The organism is Staphylococcus sp. GW821-FHT11H10, assembly GCF_058807855.1.
On the sequence record NZ_JBXARC010000058.1, the window covers coordinates 1 to 540 of the forward strand.

At 30.0% G+C, this 540-nt stretch carries 1 protein-coding gene; it reads left to right on the forward strand.

What is annotated here, in order from left to right; genetic code table 11:
* Positions 1 to 57 precede the first annotated feature (57 nt).
* Positions 58 to 540 (forward strand): transposase family protein (locus AC1RRU_RS12595; RefSeq protein WP_301970491.1); only part of this gene is annotated, 483 nt, incomplete at its 3' end.

Sequence of the window (540 nt, forward strand, 5' to 3'; positions counted from 1 at the left end):
AATTACCTCTATAATTATTAGCTACCAAACAAAATAAAAAAGAAAGGTAATGCGCCTATGTGTAAGTCTATATTAAAAACATTAAGAATTAAAGATAAAAATATCAATTTTTCAGACGAAGTGATTGAGAAAAAATATAAAGGACGAATGAGCCTGTTTTATTATGCCGAGCTCACTTATCAACCTACATATTGTGAAAATTGTTTAGCTAAAAATGATAATTTCTCTATAGTAAAAAATGGTAAGAAAACCTCAACGATTACTTTGCTTAAAATTATGGAAATGCCCGCTTATTTAAATCTTCAAAAACAAAGATTTTATTGTAAAACATGCGATAGTCATTTTACTGCTAAATCTAATATTGTCGACGCTCATTGCTTTATTTCAAATAAAACAAAACTTGCAGTTTTAAATAAAGCACAAGAATGCCGCTCTCAAAAATCTATCGCTAAGTCATGCTTAATATCATCAATGACTGTGTCTAGAGTGATTAATCAAGCGGCAAGCGACGTAGGTCAGTCTTCTTTTGATGCTTTACCT